Below are 15,510 nucleotides of genomic sequence, written 5' to 3' on the forward strand. Positions count from 1 at the left end.
CCCGCCCTCAGGAGCACGCCCCCGGCACACCCGAAGCCCGCCCCGGAACCCCCGGGGCGGCGTCTCACCAGATCAGCGCCGCCCCGAACACGGCGAGCGCGATCGTGCAGAGGGCCGCGAGCAGCGCGCCCCGGTGGGAGAGGGGCCCCGGCCTGGCCGTGCTCAGGGAGCGGATCCGGCGGTGGGCGACGGCCAGGAAACCGATCCACACGAGCGCCGACAGCGCGAGCCCGGTGACCCCCACGGCGGTGAAGTCGTCGCTCACGGCCAGCTTGACGGCGAGCACCGCCACCACCGTGCACGACAGGGTCGTACGCCGCCACGCGAGCCGGGTCCGCTCCGGCTGGAGCCCGGGATCACGCGTGTCCGTGCCGGCGGCGGCCCCGGTCACCGCCCCGCCCAGCCGAAGAGCACGACCACGACCATCGCGACGGCGACCACCGCCACGACCAGACTCAGTACCGCCGGGAACCGGGACCCCGGCAGATCCTCGCCGCGCCGCATGGCCCGCTCGCAGCGCACCCAGTGGTTGACCGCCCGCAGCGCACAGAGCACCCCGGCCGCGAGCAGCGCGAGCGCGAGCCCGACGCGGACGCCCCAGCGCAGGTCCGGCAGGAACTGGTCGACGGCGAAACCGCCGCCGACCAGGGCGAGCGCGGTCCGGATCCAGGCCAGGAAGGTCCGCTCGTTGGCGAGGGAGAACCGGTAGTCGGGGGTCTCTCCCTCGTCCCGGATCCGCTGCGGTGCGAACCACAGCCGCAGGCCCTGTACGAAATCGCTCACACGTGCACCCTAACGTTCGGGTGATCACCCCGCCGGTCGCACCTCACCGGCCCCGGGTTCCCGCAGCCGCTCGTACGCGGCGAGCCCGTCCGGCACCCACGCCCATTCCCCGAGCCGCGCGCCGAGCTCCTCCTCCGTCAGGAAGGCGTGCCAGGCGACCTCCTCCACCTGCGGGTTCACCGGCAGGTCGCACCGCACCTCGTAGACCGCCGACCACCACTTGCCGGCCACGCCCGCGGAGTCGTACAGGAAGGTCAGGACGGGCTCGGGCCGGGGCAGGCCCCGCACCCCGAGTTCCTCCTCCGCCTCGCGCAGCGCGGCCTCGTCGTAGGACTCGCCCGCGCCGACGACCCCGCCGACGAACATGTCGTACATCGAGGGGAAGACCAGCTTGGCCGGCGTCCTGCGGTGCACGAAGATCCGGCCCTCGGCGTCCCGGACCCGGACGAAGACGCAGCGATGGATCAGGCCCCGCGCGTACACCTCACCGCGCGGGGCCTGCCCGATCACCCGGTCGTGCTCGTCGACGACATCGAGAATCTCTTCAGCGGCGCTCATCGCGCCATCCAAGCAGGAGCGGCCGGGCGGCGAGCGGTGTCACTGCCCCATGACGTACTCGACCGTCGGCCCGGTGGTCCAGCCGCCGTCCACCGCCAGCTCCGCGCCCGTCACGTACGACGCGGCGTCCGACAGCAGGAAGACGACCGCGCCCGCGATCTCGTCGGGCTCGCCGACCCGGCCCATCGGTGTGTTCGGGTACTTGCCCTCGCCCCGCTCGATGCCGACGGAGGCCGTCATCGGGGTGTACGTCATGCCCGGGTGGACGGAGTTGACGCGGATCCGCGCCGTGCCGAGCTCCACCGCGCCGATCTTGGTCAGACCGCGCACGCCCCACTTGGAGGCGCCGTACCCGGCGGTCAGCGCCAGGCCCATCAGGCCCGCGGCCGAGGAGATGTTGACGATCGAGCCGCCGCCGGCCTCCTTCATCGCCGGTATCGCGGCCTTCATGCCGATGAAGACACCGGTCAGGTTGATGTCGAGGACCTTGCGGAAGTGCTCGACGGACTCGGTCTCCAGGAACGCGCCGGTGGAGATGCCCGCGTTGTTCACCAGGCCGTGCAGCCCGCCGAACTCCGCCACCGCGAACGCGACGGCCGCCGCCCACTCCTCCTCGGAGGTCACGTCGTGGTGGAGGTACCGGGCCCGCTCGCCGAGTGCCTCGGCGGTCGCCCTGCCCTCCTCGTCGAGCACGTCGGTGACGACGACGTTCGCGCCGGCCGCGACCGCCCGCCGGGCGGCCTCCGCGCCCAGCCCGCGGGCGCCGCCGGTGACGAGGACGGTCCTGCCGGTGAGGTCGTTCATGAAAGATCCTTTCGGGGGAGGTGCTCCTGCTCCGGCTGTGCGGCACGCAGCAGGGCGGTCGTGGTCTCGACCAGGTCGGCGAGGAAGAGCACCTCGCCGGTGAGGGGTTCGGAGCCGTCGAGGTACTGCCGGGCCCGGTCCGCCATCGCCGCGCCCACCACGGTCAGCGCCAGGTCGAGGCGCTCCAGGAGCAGGGGCTCGGGCAGTCCGCCGGCGGCCAGCCGGTCCGCGATCCGCTCGATCAGCCGCCAGTAGCCGGTGCCGGCGAGCGTCGGATGGGGGGTGCGGGTGCGTACCCCGCTCTCATGGCTGAGCTGTGCGGAGATCCGCAGGCAGCGGCGGCCCCGGTCGGTGCCCAGCTCGCTCGCCTCGGCGGTGACGAGGGCCGCGACCAGGGGGCGGAGCTCGTCGGGGGCCGCCGCGAGCAGCGGGGCGAGCACGCCCTCCGTACGGACCTGGCGGCCCGCCATCACCGCGTCGAGCAGCCCGGCGCGCGAGCCGAAGTGGTACTGCACGGCGGAGGGATTGGCCTGCCCGGCGCGGGCCACGACGTCCCGCAGCTGTGCGCCGTGAACGCCCTGGGCGGCGAAGAGCTCCTCCGCCGCACGGATCAGTCTGTCCCGGGTCTCGGGCCCCGATGTCCTTGCCATGCATTCATATTAATGCTCGACATTAGAAAACGGGAGGGCCGGTGACAGGCGAAAAGGTTGACTCGATACATCCGTGTATCCAAGATGCGGTCCATGTCCTACGACGCCGATGTCATCGTGATCGGGGCCGGCCTCGCCGGGCTCGTCGCCACCGCCGAGCTGGTCGAAGCCGGCCGCACCGTGATCCTCCTCGACCAGGAACCCGAGCAGTCCCTCGGCGGCCAGGCCCACTGGTCCTTCGGAGGGCTCTTCCTCGTCGACTCGCCCGAGCAGCGCAGGATGCGCGTCAAGGACAGCCACGCCCTCGCCCTCCAGGACTGGTACGGCACCGCCGGCTTCGACCGGACCGAGGACGACTGGCCGAAGAAGTGGGCCGAGGCGTACGTCGACTTCGCCGCCGGCGAGAAGCGCTCCTGGCTCCACGCGCGCGGGGTGCGCTTCTTCCCCGTCGTCGGCTGGGCCGAGCGCGGCGGCTACGACGCCAACGGCCACGGCAACTCCGTACCCCGCTTCCACATCACCTGGGGTACGGGCCCCGGCCTCGTCGCCCCCTTCGAGCAGCGCGTCCGCGAGGGCGTCGCCCGCGGCCTCGTCCAGCTCCGCTTCCGCCACCGGGTCACCGGCCTCGGCCGCACCGCCGGAGCCGTCGACACCGTCACCGGCGAGATCCTGGAACCCTCCACCGCGGAGCGCGGCGCCGCGAGCACCCGCACGTCCACCGGCACCTTCGAACTGCGCGCCCAGGCCGTGATCGTCACCTCGGGCGGCATCGGCGGCAACCACGAGCTCGTCCGCGCCCAGTGGCCCGAACGCCTCGGCACCCCGCCCGCCCGGATGCTCTCCGGCGTCCCCGCCCATGTCGACGGCCTGATGCTCGGCATCGCCGAGAAGGCCGGCGCCCACCACATCAACCGCGACCGGATGTGGCACTACACCGAGGGCATCGAGAACTGGAATCCGATCTGGGCCCGGCACGGCATCCGCATCCTGCCCGGACCGTCCTCCCTCTGGCTGGACGCGACCGGCAAGCGGCTGCCCGTCCCGCTGTTCCCCGGCTTCGACACCCTCGGCACGCTCGAACACATCATGCGGACCGGCCACGACCACACCTGGTTCGTCCTCGACAAGAAGATCATCGGCAAGGAGTTCGCCCTCTCCGGCTCCGAGCAGAACCCCGACCTCACCGGCAAGTCGATCCGCGACGTGATCGGCCGCGCCCGCGCCGACGTGCCGGGCCCGGTCCGGGCGTTCATGGACAAGGGCGTCGACTTCGTCGTCGAGAACGACCTCTCCGCCCTCGTCCGGGGCATGAACCGGATCACCGGCGAGGACCTGATCGACGAGACGGCGCTGCGCCACGAGATCACCGCGCGCGACCGCGAGATCGCCAACCCCTTCACCAAGGACCTCCAGGTCACGGCGATCCACGGCGCCCGCCGCTACCTGGGCGACAAACTCATCCGCACCGCGACCCCGCACCGCATCCTCGACCCCAAGGCCGGCCCGCTGATCGCCGTCCGCCTCAACATCCTCACCCGCAAGTCCCTCGGCGGCCTGGAGACCGATCTCGACTCCCGCGTCCTGACGGAAGGCGGCGAGCCGCTGGAGGGCCTGTACGCGGCGGGCGAGGCGGCCGGCTTCGGCGGCGGCGGAGTCCACGGCTACCGCTCCCTCGAAGGCACCTTCCTCGGCGGCTGCATCTTCTCGGGAAGGGCGGCGGGCCGGGCGGCGGCCAAGGCGGTGAGCTGACGTAGGGCTCCCCGCAGGGGCAGGACATGGCGATCAGGGCCGGTGGCGGCGGTAAGGGGCTCCTCACCGGCCGCCCCCGGCCCCCCTCAGTCCCCCTGAGCCGCCTCCGGAGACTCGACCACCCTGAACCGCTCCACCACCACCATCGTCGAGTCGTCCACCACGAACCCGGGGTCGCCCAGCCCCTCCCGCATCTCCTCGCTGTGCCAGAAGCGCTCGTGCGCCTCCCGCCACTGCGGCACCGAAAGGAACCCCTCGCCCTCGTCGAGCGCGAGCCGGAGGTCCGCCTCGCCCAGGGGCAGGACCTGGACCTCCGTCAGCTCGACGACCGCCACCTCGCGCCCGTCCGAGTCGATGAGCGCCGAGCGTTCGCCGGCCTCCGGCAGCTCCTCGTTCTCGACCTCGTACTCCACGAGGAGCCCCGTCGTGGCGACCTTCTCGCCGGAGAGGACCGCCGCCACCAGCCGGTCCCGCAGGGGACCGGGAAAGGCGAGGAGGAAGGGCTTGAGCGCGTGAGGGCCGGTCATGGCCGACAGTGTGTCAGCCACGACCGGCCCTCGGAGCCGTACGCGAGGAGCCGCGGCTACAACACCAGCGACAGCAGCAGCACGAACACGATGCCCACGACCGAGATGATCGTCTCCATCACCGACCAGGTCTTGATCGTCTGGCCGACGCTCATGCCGAAGTACTCCTTCACCAGCCAGAACCCAGCGTCGTTGACGTGGCTGAAGAAGAGCGAACCCGCACCGATCGCCAGGACGAGCAGCGAGGTCTCCCCGGTCGACATGCCCTCCGCCAGCGGGGCGACCAGCCCGGCGGCCGAGATCGTCGCCACCGTCGCGGAGCCCGTCGCCAGCCGGATCGCCACCGCGATCAGCCAGGCGAGCAGCAGGGCCGGGATGGACCAGTTCTCGGAGAAGTCCAGGATCATCTGGCCGACGCCGATGTCGATCAGCGTCTGCTTGAAGCCGCCGCCCGCGCCGACGATCAGCAGCACGCCCGCGATCGGGGCGAGGGACTTCTCGACGGTGGAGGAGAGCCGCTCCTTGGTGAAGCCGGCCGCGCGGCCCAGGGTGAAGAGGGCGACTATGACGGCGGCGAGCAGGGCGATCAACGGGGAGCCGATGACGTCGGTGACCTTCTGGACGCCGTTCTCGGGGTCGTCGACGACGATGTCCACGAGCGCCTTGACCAGCATCAGGACGACGGGAAGCAGCACGGTCGCGACGGTGACGCCGAAGCCGGGACGCTTCTCCAGGTCCTCGGAGGGCCGGGCCGGGATCATGTTGTCGGGGGCCTGGATGTCCACCCAGCGGGCGGCGTACCGGGAGAAGACCGGGCCGGCGATGATCACGGTCGGGACGGCGACGACGAGACCGAGGGCGAGGGTGACGCCCAGGTTGGCGCCGACCGCGTCGATGGCGACGAGCGGGCCGGGGTGCGGCGGGATGAGTCCGTGCATCACGGACAGTCCGGCGAGGGCCGGGATGCCGATCCGCATCAGGGAGTAGTTGCCGCGCTTGGCGACCATGAGGACGACCGGGATCAGCAGGACGATGCCGACCTCGAAGAAGAGCGGCAGGCCGATCACCGAGGCGATGAGGACCATGGCCCAGGGCATCGCCCGGCCGCTCGCCCTGGCCAGGATCGTGTCGACGATCTGGTCGGCGCCGCCCGAGTCGGCGAGGAGCTTGCCGAGGATCGCGCCGAGGGCGATCAGCACACCCACGCCGGCGACGGTCGCGCCGAGGCCGGTGGTGAAGGACTTGATGGCGTCCGCGAGGGGCGCTCCGGCGAAGGCGCCGAGCGCGAGCGACCCGATGGTCAGCGCCAGGAACGCATGCAGCTTGAACTTGGTGATGAGCACGACGATGACGGCGATGCCGGCGAGTACGGCGATGCCGAGCTGGGCGTTGCCTGCCGAAGTGATGGGTTCGGCGGCGTCCGCTGCCAGGATCTCGACGCTGAGACTGGTCACGGTGGTGTCCTTCGTACGGGCGGGGAAGGGGAGGGGACGAGGGTCAGCGGGTGGCGAGGCCGCGCAGTGCGGCGACGGCCCGGGCGGAGATGTCCTCGGGGGTGCCGGACACGTCGACGGCGACGCCGGCCTCGTCGTCCTGCAGCGGCTGCAGGGTGGCGAACTGGGAGTCGAGGAGCGCCGTCGGCATGAAGTGGCCCCGGCGGGCCCCCATGCGCTGCTCGATGAGCTCCCGGTCGCCGGTCAGATGGAGGAAGACCACACCGGGGGCCGCGGCGCGCAGCCGGTCCCGGTAGTTCCGCTTGAGCGCGGAGCTGCTCACCACGCCTCCGAGCCCGGCCCGCTCGTGCGCCCACCGTCCGATGGCGTCGAGCCAGGGCTCCCTGTCGGTGTCGTCGAGGGGGGTGCCGGCCGACATCTTGGCCACGTTCGCGGCGGGGTGGAAGTCGTCGCCCTCCGCGTAGGGGAGGCCCAGGGCCTGGGCGACCAGGGGGCCGATCGTGGTCTTGCCGGTCCCGGCGACGCCCATGACGACGACGACTGCCGTCGTCCTGGGCTGGGGGGCGGTGCTCATGGGTGGTGCCTCGCTGTCTTCTTCGACATCGATGTGTCGCGCCCATGAAACCCATTGGGTACGACGTATTCAAGAGGCTGTGGGACATAAAAGTAGTACTTTTAATTCCCGATGCGATCATCCCGGCGAGCGCGCATAGGCTTGCCACCATGACGACACCGGCCCAGGGGCTTCACTCGCAGGTCCTCGCCACCCTGGGTCTCGCGATCACCGCGGGGGAGTACCCGCCGGGCACCGTGCTGCGCACCGACGAGCTCGCCCAGCGCTTCGACGTCTCCCGGACCGTGGTCCGCGAGGTAGTCCGCGTCCTGGAGTCCATGCACCTCGTCGAGTCCCGCCGGCGCGTCGGCGTCACCGTGCTCCCCACCCCGAGCTGGAACGTGTACGACCCCCAGGTCATCCGCTGGCGCCTGGCCGGCGCCGACCGGCCCCGCCAGCTCCGCTCGCTGACCGTGCTCCGCTCGGCCGTCGAGCCCGTCGCCGCCGGCCTGGCCGCCGTGAACGCCACCCCCGAGCAGTGCCGCGAACTCACCGAACAGGCCCTCGGCATGGTCGCCACCTCGCGCGGCCGGCGCCTGGAGGAGTACCTCGTCCACGACATCGCCTTCCACCGCGTCGTGCTCGACGCCTCGGGGAACGAGATGTTCGCCCGCCTCGGTGACGTCGTCGCCGAGGTCCTCACCGGCCGCACCCACCACCACGTGATGTTCGAGGACCCCGACCCGGCCGCCGTCACCCTCCACGTCCAGGTCGCCCAGGCCGTACGGGAGCGGGACGCGGCCCGCGCCGAGGAGCTCACCCGGCAGATCGCGGTCGGCGCCCTCCAGGAACTGGACGTCCTCGCTCCGTAGAAGGCCGCGCGAAGGCGCCGTCAAGCTCTGAACTAGCTCAAATATGGGCGTTCAGTGACATGCGCCACAGTCAGTGACCGCCGGTTGCCGTGAGGATGTGCGCTGGCCGTGCCGGGGAGACCCCCCTTCACGCACGGCCGGGTACCGCACTGCCCCCTCACGAAGGCGAACAACTCCATGAGTGACCGCGTCATCGCGGCCGACCCGCTGTCCGCCGCACCGGCGAACCCGGCCGCCCCCCACGTCGACGCCGGCGACGCCGGATACCGCAAGGACCTCAAGTCCCGGCACATCAACATGATCGCCATCGGCGGCGCCATCGGCACCGGCCTCTTCCTGGGCGCCGGTGGCCGGATGTCCCAGGCGGGCCCCTCCCTCTTCATCGCCTACGCCGTCTGCGGCGTCTTCGCCTTCTTCGTGGTGCGGGCCCTCGGCGAGCTGGTGCTCTACCGCCCCTCGTCCGGCGCCTTCGTCTCCTACGCCCGTGAGTTCATGGGCGAGAAGGGCGCCTACACGGCCGGCTGGCTGTACTTCCTCAACTGGTCGACCACCGCCGTCGCCGACATCACCGCGGCCGCCACCTACGCCCACTTCTGGTCGATGTTCAGCGACGTCCCGCAGTGGGTCCTCGCCCTGATCGCCCTCGCGGTCGTCCTCGCCGCCAACCTCATCTCCGTGAAGTACTTCGGCGAGATGGAGTTCTGGTTCGCGATCATCAAGGTCGGCGCCCTGGTCGCCTTCATGCTGATCGGCATCTTCCTCATCGTCACCTCGCACGACGTCGGCGGGCACACCCCGGGCCTCGGCAACATCACCGACAACGGCGGCATCTTCCCCAACGGCATGATGCCGATGCTGCTGCTCATCCAGGGCGTCGTCTTCGCCTACGCCTCCGTCGAGCTGTGCGGCGTCGCCGCCGGCGAGACCGAGAACCCCGAGAAGATCATGCCGAAGGCGATCAACTCGATCATGTGGCGCGTGGGCCTCTTCTACGTCGGCTCCGTCGTCCTGCTGGCGCTGATCCTCCCGTACACCGCGTACTCCGGCGACCAGAGCCCCTTCGTCACCGTCTTCGACAAGCTGGGCATCCCCGGCGCCGCGGGCGTCATGAACCTCGTCGTCCTCACGGCCGCGCTCTCCAGCCTCAACTCGGGCCTCTACTCCACCGGCCGCATCCTGCGCTCCATGTCGCTCTCCGGCTCCGCGCCCAAGTTCACCGGCGTCATGAACAGGGGCGGCGTCCCCTACGGCGGCATCCTGCTCACCGCGGGCTTCGGCGTCCTCGGCGTCGCCCTCAACTACGTGATGCCCGGCGAGGCCTTCGAACTGGTCCTCAACTTCGCCTCGATCGGCATCATCGGCACCTGGGCCATGATCATGGTCTGCTCCCTGCTGTTCTGGCGCAACGCGCAGCAGGGCAAGCTCACCCGCCCCGGCTACAACCTGCCCTGGGCCCCCTACACCCAGATCGTGACCCTGGTCTTCCTCGCCTCCGTCCTCGTCCTGATGTGGATGGACGGCGGCGTCGGCCGCACCACCGTCGCCTGTCTGCCGCTCATCGCCGCGGCCCTCGTCGGCGGCTGGTTCCTGGTCCGCAAGCGGGTCCGGACGACCGTCGCGGCGACCGCCGCGACGAGCCCGGCCACGGCCCGGGACTGACCTCCCCCACGCGATCGGCGAGTCCCCCGCAGGCACGGCCTGCGGGGGACTCGCCTTTTGTCAGGAGATAGTGGTACGCAAGAGCCTTACAAGATCCGGTCGGAGGAAGGGAAGTTCGCGATGCCGCAGCACGTCCAGGGGGTCATCGCCCCCGGCAGGAACGAACCCGTACGGGTCGAGACCATCGTCATCCCCGACCCCGGCCCCGGCGAGGCCGTCGTGAAGATCCAGGCCTGCGGTGTCTGCCACACCGATCTCCACTACAAGCAGGGCGCGATCAACGACGAGTTCCCCTTCCTCCTCGGCCACGAGGCCGCCGGAATCGTCGAGTCGGTCGGCGAGGGCGTCACCGACGTCGAGCCCGGCGACTACGTGATCCTCAACTGGCGCGCGGTGTGCGGCCAGTGTCGCGCCTGCCGGCGGGGCCGCCCCTGGTACTGCTTCGACACCCACAACGCCAAGCAGAAGATGACCCTGCTCGACGGCACGGAGCTCTCCCCGGCCCTCGGCATCGGCGCCTTCGCCGAGAAGACCCTGGTCGCCGCGGGCCAGTGCACCAAGGTCGACCCCGCCGTCGCCCCCGAGATCGCGGGCCTCCTCGGCTGCGGCGTGATGGCGGGCATCGGCGCCGCCATCAACACCGGGAACGTCGGCCGCGGCGACACCGTCGCCGTCATCGGCTGCGGCGGCGTCGGCGACGCGGCGATCGTCGGCTCCCGCCTCGCCGGAGCGGCGAGGATCATCGCCGTCGACATCGACGACCGCAAACTGGAGACGGCGAAGACGATGGGCGCCACCCACACCGTCAACTCCCGCTCCACCGACCCCGTCGAGGCGATCCGCGAGCTCACCGGCGGCTTCGGCGCCGACGTCGTCATCGAGGCCGTCGGCCGCCCCGAGACGTACAAGCAGGCCTTCTACGCCCGCGACCTCGCCGGAACCGTCGTCCTCGTCGGCGTCCCCACCCCCGAGATGACGCTCGAACTCCCGCTCCTCGACGTCTTCGGCCGCGGCGGCGCGCTCAAGTCCTCCTGGTACGGAGACTGCCTGCCCTCCCGCGACTTCCCGATGCTCGTCGACCTGCACCAGCAGGGCCGTATCGACCTCGCCGCCTTCGTCACCGAGACCATCGGCCTCGGCGAGATCGAGAAGGCGTTCGCCCGCATGCACGAGGGCGACGTCCTGCGCTCGGTGGTGGTGCTGTGATGAGCGCCCGCATCGACCACCTCGTCACCTCCGGCACCTTCAGCCTCGACGGCGGCACCTGGGACGTCGACAACAACGTCTGGATCGTCGGCGACGACGCCGAGGCGATCGTCATCGACGCCGCCCACGACGCGGAGGCCATCCTCGCCGCCCTGGACGGCCGCGCCCTGCGCGCCATCGTCTGCACCCACGCCCACAACGACCACATCGACGCGGCCCCGGCGCTCGCGGCCGCCACCGGCGCCCGCATCCTGCTCCACCCCGCCGACCAGCCGCTGTGGAAGCAGACCCACCCCGACCACAGCCCCGACGGAGAACTCGCCGACGGTCAGGTCCTCACCATCGCCGGCACCGACCTCACGGTCCTGCACACCCCGGGCCACGCCCCCGGCGGCATCTGCCTGTACGCCCCCGACCTGGGCACGGTCTTCACCGGCGACACCCTCTTCCAGGGCGGCCCCGGCGCCACCGGCCGGTCCTTCTCGGACTTCCCGACGATCGTCGACTCGATCCGCGAGAAGCTCCTCACCCTGCCGCCCGAGACGGTGGTACGCACCGGCCACGGCGACACCACCACGATCGGAGCCGAGGCCCCGCACCTCCAGGAATGGATCAACCGAGGCCACTGAGAGCCAGCCGGCTCTCGAACGACCTCGCCACGCCCGTGAACGGGTCGGTGAACTCCAGCGTCCGCGCCAGCAGTTGCAGCGGCCTCCCGAAGTCCTCCGACCCGTCCTCACGGACCAGCGGATAGATCGGATCGTGCAGGATCGGCAGCCCCAGCGCGTTCATGTGCACCCGCAGCTGATGCGTCCGCCCGGTCTCCGGCACCAGCCGGTACCGCCCGAGCCCGCCCCGGTGCTCCACCAGCGCGATCCGGCTCTCGCTGTTCGGCTCGCCCGGCACCTCCCGGGCGGCCATCACCCCGCGCTCCTTCTCGATCCGGCTCCGCACCGTCACCGGCAGCTCCACCGCGGGGTCGTACGGCGCCACCGCCTCGTACTCCTTGCGCACCAGCCGGTCCCGGAACAGCGTCTGGTACGCCCCCCGGTCCTCGGGCCGCACGACACAGAGCACCAGCCCCGCCGTCAGCCGGTCGAGCCGGTGCGCGGGCTGGAGCCGCGGCAGCCCCAGCTCCCGCCGCAGCCGCGCGAGCGCGGTCTCCGTGACATGGCGTCCCCGGGGCATGGTGGCGAGGAAGTGCGGCTTGTCGGCGACCACGATCCGCTCGTCCCGGTACACCACCCCGATCGGGAACGGCACCGGCTCCTCCACGGGAAAGTCCCGGTGGAACCAGAGATACCGGCCCACGGTGTACGGATCGTCCCCGGCCACCGGCCCGTCGACCCCGACGAACCGGCCCTCGCGCAGCATCTCCTCGACCCGCCCGGCCCCGACGGCCGTCGCGTACCGGTCGAGCAGATGCTCCCGTACGGTCGCCCAGCCACCCTCCGGATCCTCCGGAAGCCGCACCCGCACGGGATCGATCCCGTCCCGCTGGGGCAGCGGCGCGGCCGGCGCCTTCGCTCTGCGTCTCACCGCTCCGCCTCGTGATAGCGCGTACTCATGCGGAAAGTCCCGGTCGATGAGATCGACCGGGACTCCGTGTGGTGTCCGAGGGGGGACTTGAACCCCCACGCCCGATAAAGGGCACTAGCACCTCAAGCTAGCGCGTCTGCCATTCCGCCACCCGGACAAGGTGTCTGTCTTCCGTGCCGCTGGGCCCTTCCGACGAGGAAAACCATAGCAAACATTCGGGGTGGCCGATCACCACCCCCGGGCGCCCCCGTCATGTGACAGCCGCATGTCGGCCGAGGGCCGCCCTTGGGCGGGGAGGGGGGCACGCGGGAGGATGGGACGAGCACCGAAGCAATCACGTGGGGCACGTAGTGGGAGGAAGCAGCGTGAGCGAGTCGAACACGGGCCGAAGCGTCACAGCCGAGAACGAGGTCGTGGACCTCTGTCGCGACCTCATCCGCATCGACACCAGCAACTACGGCGACCACTCCGGCCCGGGCGAGCGGGCGGCGGCGGAGTACATCGCCGAAAAGCTCGCGGAGGTCGGACTCGAGCCGAAGATCATCGAGTCGCACCAGGGGCGGGCCTCCACCGTCGCCCGTATCGAGGGCGAGGACCCGTCGCGGCCGGCCCTGCTCATCCACGGCCACACCGACGTCGTCCCGGCCAACGCCGAGGACTGGACCCACCACCCCTTCTCCGGCGAGATCGCCGACGGCTGCGTCTGGGGCCGCGGGGCCGTCGACATGAAGGACATGGACGCGATGACCCTCGCGGTCGTACGGGACCGGCTGCGCAGCGGCCGCAAGCCCCCGCGCGACATCGTCCTCGCCTTCCTCGCCGACGAGGAGGCCGGCGGCACCTACGGCGCCCGGCACCTCGTCGACAAGCACCGGGACCTCTTCGACGGGGTCGACGAGGCCATCGGCGAGGTCGGCGGCTTCTCCTTCACCGTCAACGAGAACCTGCGGCTCTACCTGGTCGAGACGGCCCAGAAGGGCATGCACTGGATGCGGCTGACCGTCGAGGGCACCGCCGGTCACGGCTCGATGACCAACAACGACAACGCCATCACCGAGCTGTGCGAGGCCGTCGGCCGTCTCGGCCGCCACCAGTGGCCGGTGCGGGTCACCAAGACGGTGCGCTCCTTCCTGGACGAGCTGTCGGACGCCCTGGGCACCCCCCTCGATCCCGAGGACATGGACGGCACCCTCGCCAAGCTCGGCGGCATCGCCAAGATGGTCGGCGCCACCCTGCGGAACTCGGCCGCCCCCACCATGCTCGGCGCCGGCTACAAGGTGAACGTGATCCCCGGCCAGGCCACCGCGCACGTCGACGGCCGCTTCCTGCCCGGATACGAGCAGGAGTTCCTCGCCGACCTGGACCGGATCCTCGGGCCGAACGTGAAGCGCGAGGACGTGCACGGCGACAAGGCCCTGGAGACCAGCTTCGACGGCGCCCTCGTGGACGCCATGCAGCTGGCGCTGCGCGCCGAGGACCCGATCGCCCGCGCCGTGCCGTACATGCTCTCCGGCGGCACCGACGCGAAGTCCTTCGACGACCTCGGCATCCGCTGCTTCGGCTTCGCCCCGCTCCAGCTGCCGCCGGAGCTCGACTTCGCCGGCATGTTCCACGGCGTGGACGAGCGGGTGCCGGTGGAGGGCCTGAAGTTCGGCGCCCGCGTCCTGGACCGGTTCATCGACGCCTGCTGAATTCGTCCGTGCGTTTGCCCGTGACCGAAAAGAGTGAATGCACTCGGGGGCCGTAGCTCCCACCATTCCCCCTCGTTACAGGTGATGCGGTCCGCGGCTGGGGCCGCATTGCCAACTAGGAGGAATAATGATCAAGAAGGTCGTCGCTGCTGCGGCTGCCACTGGCGGTCTCGTTCTCGCGGGTGCGGGCATGGCCGTTGCCGACGCGGGTGCCCAGGGTGCGGCCATCGGTTCCCCCGGTGTCCTCTCGGGCAACGTCGTCCAGGTGCCGGTTCACGTTCCCGTGAACCTGTGCGGCAACACGGTCTCCGTGATCGGCCTGCTGAACCCCGCCTTCGGCAACACCTGCGTCAACGCCTGACGTTGTGCCTCGCCCCGTGAGGGTGTGAGCCGGTCCGGCCCCGGAGTGCGTGCCATGCACTCCGGGGCCGGTGGCCATTTCCGCCCCGGGTGTTGTGCCCGGTGGCACTCTTTCGAAGCTGAGCAGGCAGGAAAAGCTATGCGACAGGTCACGCGCAAGGGTCTTGTCATCGTTGCGGCAGCCGGAGGCGTTTTCGCCGCTGTCGGCGGCGGTTATGCGCACGCCGATTCCGGTGCGAACGGTGCGGCCATGAATTCCCCGGGCGTCGCGTCCGGAAATTCCGTCCAGGTCCCGGTGCACGTACCGGTGAACGCCTGCGGAAACACCGTCAACGTCGTCGGACTGCTGAATCCGGCGATGGGCAACAAGTGTGCCAACACCTCCAGGCCCGGAAAGCCGGGCAAGCCCGGCGGCGGCTCCTCCGCCGACGGGCACACCGGCAACTCTCCCGGGGTCGGCTCCGGCAACACCGTCCAGGTGCCGGTCGACGTCCCCGTGAACGTGTGCGGCAACAGCGTCACGGGCATCGGCCTGGGCAACGCCGCCGCGGGCAACAACTGCGCCAACGGCATCGAGCCGACGCATCCGGGTAACCCCGGAAACCCGGGTAACCCCGGAAACCCCGGAAACCCGGGTAATCCTGGTAACCCGGGTAATCCTGGTAACCCGGGTAATCCTGGTAACCCGGGTAATCCTGGCAACCCGGGTAATCCTGGCAACCCGGGTAATCCTGGCAACCCGGGTAACCCCGGAAACCCGGGTAACCCCGGAAACCCCGGTACTCCTGGGAACCCGGGTACTCCCGGCAACCCCGGCAACCCCGGCAACCCCGGCACTCCCGGTAACCCGGGTACCCCCGGTGGCGAGATCGGGCCGAACACCCCCGGTGAGCACGGCCTCACTCCGCCCCGGGCCGTCGAGGAGCTCGCCGAGACCGGCGCCGGTCCCCTCGGTGTGATCGTCCCCGCCGGTGCCGGTCTGCTGCTCGCCGGCTCGCTGATCTACCGCCGTACCCGCAGCGCCGCCTGATCCGTCGCGCCGTCCGAGGCGCACCACGCATCACGCCCGCCGCACCACACACAAGGGGCCCCGCAGTCCGCGGGG

The 15,510-nt window shown here is 71.0% G+C and carries 17 protein-coding genes and 1 tRNA gene; 8 read left to right on the top strand and 10 right to left on the bottom strand.

Annotation, left to right across the window (positions count from 1 at the left end):
• Positions 1-64: 64 nt before the first annotated feature.
• From ACH4MY_RS22165 to ACH4MY_RS22185, 5 genes are read right to left on the bottom strand one after another with little or no spacing between them, the layout of a single operon-like run.
• Positions 65-391 (bottom strand): DUF202 domain-containing protein, encoded by a 327-nt coding sequence (locus ACH4MY_RS22165; RefSeq protein ID WP_398005444.1) that lies wholly within the window; start codon positions 389-391, stop codon positions 65-67.
• Entirely contained in the window at positions 388-783 is a 396-nt protein-coding gene (locus ACH4MY_RS22170; RefSeq protein WP_398005445.1) for a YidH family protein, read from the bottom strand. The genes ACH4MY_RS22165 and ACH4MY_RS22170 overlap by 4 nt, the downstream gene beginning before the upstream one ends.
• 24 nt (positions 784-807) lie before the next feature.
• Positions 808-1,341, bottom strand: coding sequence for an NUDIX domain-containing protein (locus ACH4MY_RS22175; RefSeq protein WP_398005446.1), 534 nt, complete (start codon positions 1,339-1,341; stop codon positions 808-810).
• A gap of 39 nt (positions 1,342-1,380) precedes the next feature.
• Positions 1,381-2,145: a glucose 1-dehydrogenase gene (locus tag ACH4MY_RS22180; protein WP_398005447.1), complete on the bottom strand. Its 765-nt coding sequence runs from the start codon at positions 2,143-2,145 to the stop codon at positions 1,381-1,383.
• Positions 2,142-2,795: a TetR/AcrR family transcriptional regulator gene (locus ACH4MY_RS22185; protein WP_398005448.1), complete on the bottom strand. Its 654-nt coding sequence runs from the start codon at positions 2,793-2,795 to the stop codon at positions 2,142-2,144. Before ACH4MY_RS22185 ends, ACH4MY_RS22180 begins: the two co-directional genes overlap by 4 nt.
• Positions 2,796-2,888: 93 nt before the next feature.
• On the opposite strand from ACH4MY_RS22185, the gene ACH4MY_RS22190 reads away from it, so the two are divergent.
• Positions 2,889-4,544, top strand: a complete 1,656-nt coding sequence (locus ACH4MY_RS22190) for an FAD-binding dehydrogenase (RefSeq protein ID WP_398005449.1) — start codon at positions 2,889-2,891, stop codon at positions 4,542-4,544.
• An 86-nt stretch (positions 4,545-4,630) separates the two neighbouring features.
• Here ACH4MY_RS22190 and ACH4MY_RS22195 read toward each other — a convergent pair whose 3' ends face one another.
• From ACH4MY_RS22195 to ACH4MY_RS22205, 3 genes are read right to left on the bottom strand one after another with little or no spacing between them, the layout of a single operon-like run.
• Complete coding sequence (locus ACH4MY_RS22195; RefSeq protein WP_398005450.1) at positions 4,631-5,071, bottom strand: ASCH domain-containing protein; 441 nt, start codon at positions 5,069-5,071, stop codon at positions 4,631-4,633.
• A gap of 56 nt (positions 5,072-5,127) precedes the next feature.
• A complete protein-coding gene (locus ACH4MY_RS22200; protein WP_398005451.1) occupies positions 5,128-6,525 on the bottom strand; it encodes a gluconate:H+ symporter in 1,398 nt (465 codons plus the stop codon).
• A gap of 43 nt (positions 6,526-6,568) precedes the next feature.
• The gene (locus ACH4MY_RS22205) at positions 6,569-7,099 is read right to left on the bottom strand and encodes a gluconokinase (protein ID WP_398005452.1); all 531 of its coding nucleotides are present in this window, start codon (positions 7,097-7,099) and stop codon (positions 6,569-6,571) included.
• Between the two features lie 149 nt (positions 7,100-7,248).
• On the opposite strand from ACH4MY_RS22205, the gene ACH4MY_RS22210 reads away from it, so the two are divergent.
• The 4 genes from ACH4MY_RS22210 to ACH4MY_RS22225 all read left to right on the top strand — a co-directional run bounded on the left by ACH4MY_RS22210 (position 7,249) and on the right by ACH4MY_RS22225 (position 11,444).
• On the top strand, positions 7,249-7,950 hold the full coding sequence (locus tag ACH4MY_RS22210; protein ID WP_398005453.1) for a FadR/GntR family transcriptional regulator: 702 nt from the start codon (positions 7,249-7,251) through the stop codon (positions 7,948-7,950).
• A gap of 177 nt (positions 7,951-8,127) precedes the next feature.
• Positions 8,128-9,609 carry an amino acid permease gene (locus tag ACH4MY_RS22215; RefSeq protein WP_398005454.1) on the top strand — a complete coding sequence of 494 codons (1,482 nt, stop codon included), beginning with the start codon at positions 8,128-8,130 and terminating at the stop codon, positions 9,607-9,609.
• Between the two features lie 120 nt (positions 9,610-9,729).
• Positions 9,730-10,815 (top strand): S-(hydroxymethyl)mycothiol dehydrogenase, encoded by a 1,086-nt coding sequence (locus tag ACH4MY_RS22220; protein ID WP_398005455.1) that lies wholly within the window; start codon positions 9,730-9,732, stop codon positions 10,813-10,815.
• On the top strand, positions 10,815-11,444 hold the full coding sequence (locus ACH4MY_RS22225) for an MBL fold metallo-hydrolase (protein ID WP_398005456.1): 630 nt from the start codon (positions 10,815-10,817) through the stop codon (positions 11,442-11,444). The genes ACH4MY_RS22220 and ACH4MY_RS22225 overlap by 1 nt, the downstream gene beginning before the upstream one ends.
• Here ACH4MY_RS22225 and ACH4MY_RS22230 read toward each other — a convergent pair.
• Both ACH4MY_RS22230 and ACH4MY_RS22235 read right to left on the bottom strand, forming a co-directional pair.
• Positions 11,428-12,354, bottom strand: coding sequence for a pseudouridine synthase (locus ACH4MY_RS22230; protein WP_398005457.1), 927 nt, complete (start codon positions 12,352-12,354; stop codon positions 11,428-11,430). The two genes, ACH4MY_RS22225 and ACH4MY_RS22230, sit on opposite strands and share 17 nt — an antisense overlap.
• Before the next feature lie 69 nt (positions 12,355-12,423).
• Positions 12,424-12,511: transfer RNA gene (locus tag ACH4MY_RS22235), tRNA-Leu, on the bottom strand.
• 208 nt (positions 12,512-12,719) lie between these two features.
• Between ACH4MY_RS22235 and ACH4MY_RS22240 the strand changes: the two genes are divergently transcribed.
• The 3 genes from ACH4MY_RS22240 (at position 12,720) to ACH4MY_RS22250 (ending at position 15,435) form a co-directional block, all read left to right on the top strand.
• A complete protein-coding gene (locus tag ACH4MY_RS22240) occupies positions 12,720-14,045 on the top strand; it encodes a M20/M25/M40 family metallo-hydrolase (RefSeq protein WP_398005458.1) in 1,326 nt (441 codons plus the stop codon).
• Between the two features lie 127 nt (positions 14,046-14,172).
• Positions 14,173-14,406 carry a chaplin ChpH gene (gene chpH, locus ACH4MY_RS22245; RefSeq protein WP_030218232.1) on the top strand — a complete coding sequence of 78 codons (234 nt, stop codon included), beginning with the start codon at positions 14,173-14,175 and terminating at the stop codon, positions 14,404-14,406.
• A gap of 138 nt (positions 14,407-14,544) precedes the next feature.
• Positions 14,545-15,435 carry a chaplin gene (locus ACH4MY_RS22250; protein WP_398005459.1) on the top strand — a complete coding sequence of 297 codons (891 nt, stop codon included), beginning with the start codon at positions 14,545-14,547 and terminating at the stop codon, positions 15,433-15,435.
• Positions 15,436-15,510: the final 75 nt, after the last annotated feature.

The sequence above is a fragment of the Streptomyces sp. NPDC017246 genome, assembly GCF_044331325.1.
Lineage (GTDB): Bacteria > Actinomycetota > Actinomycetes > Streptomycetales > Streptomycetaceae > Streptomyces.

What these genes read in the sequence shown, in the direction of transcription:
- ACH4MY_RS22220 (WP_398005455.1), top strand. Translation starts at nt 9,730, where the DNA reads ATGCCGCAGCACGTCCAGGGGGTCATCGCCCCCGGCAGGAACGAACCC.
- ACH4MY_RS22180 (WP_398005447.1), bottom strand. Translation starts at nt 2,145, where the DNA reads ATGAACGACCTCACCGGCAGGACCGTCCTCGTCACCGGCGGCGCCCGC.
- ACH4MY_RS22185 (WP_398005448.1), bottom strand. Translation starts at nt 2,795, where the DNA reads ATGGCAAGGACATCGGGGCCCGAGACCCGGGACAGACTGATCCGTGCG.
- ACH4MY_RS22190 (WP_398005449.1), top strand. Translation starts at nt 2,889, where the DNA reads ATGTCCTACGACGCCGATGTCATCGTGATCGGGGCCGGCCTCGCCGGG.
- ACH4MY_RS22205 (WP_398005452.1), bottom strand. Translation starts at nt 7,099, where the DNA reads ATGAGCACCGCCCCCCAGCCCAGGACGACGGCAGTCGTCGTCGTCATG.
- ACH4MY_RS22215 (WP_398005454.1), top strand. Translation starts at nt 8,128, where the DNA reads ATGAGTGACCGCGTCATCGCGGCCGACCCGCTGTCCGCCGCACCGGCG.
- ACH4MY_RS22250 (WP_398005459.1), top strand. Translation starts at nt 14,545, where the DNA reads ATGCGACAGGTCACGCGCAAGGGTCTTGTCATCGTTGCGGCAGCCGGA.
- chpH (WP_030218232.1), top strand. Translation starts at nt 14,173, where the DNA reads ATGATCAAGAAGGTCGTCGCTGCTGCGGCTGCCACTGGCGGTCTCGTT.
- ACH4MY_RS22210 (WP_398005453.1), top strand. Translation starts at nt 7,249, where the DNA reads ATGACGACACCGGCCCAGGGGCTTCACTCGCAGGTCCTCGCCACCCTG.
- ACH4MY_RS22225 (WP_398005456.1), top strand. Translation starts at nt 10,815, where the DNA reads ATGAGCGCCCGCATCGACCACCTCGTCACCTCCGGCACCTTCAGCCTC.
- ACH4MY_RS22175 (WP_398005446.1), bottom strand. Translation starts at nt 1,341, where the DNA reads ATGAGCGCCGCTGAAGAGATTCTCGATGTCGTCGACGAGCACGACCGG.
- ACH4MY_RS22195 (WP_398005450.1), bottom strand. Translation starts at nt 5,071, where the DNA reads ATGACCGGCCCTCACGCGCTCAAGCCCTTCCTCCTCGCCTTTCCCGGT.